We start from the raw sequence: 231 nt of genomic DNA on the forward strand, positions 1-231 counted from the left end.
AAGTTGGAATTTGATTGATAATACTCCAGTATATCTTTATATCGAAATTCAATTTTACCAAACTGTTTTAAGAGATTAAAAAAACCATCAATCTCAACATCCTCCAAATAACCACTTAATTCATTCCTTGATTCAAGTATAAAATATTCTGAATACTCTGCATCAAGAGTTTCAAAAAAGCGTGCTTCAAATCTTTCTGACATAGGATGTTTCCGAATTATAATATTAAGA

1 protein-coding gene is annotated in these 231 nt (G+C 28.1%); it reads right to left on the bottom strand.

Annotation, left to right across the window (positions count from 1 at the left end; all coding sequences use genetic code 11):
• Positions 1 to 203, bottom strand: a 203-nt coding sequence (locus tag CHH67_RS26665; protein WP_218832093.1) for a hypothetical protein, incomplete at its 3' end; no start/stop codon positions are given.
• Positions 204 to 231: the final 28 nt, after the last annotated feature.

Source organism: Paenibacillus campinasensis (genome assembly GCF_002272015.1).
GTDB classification, from domain to species: Bacteria; Bacillota; Bacilli; order Paenibacillales; family Paenibacillaceae; genus Paenibacillus_AQ; species Paenibacillus_AQ campinasensis.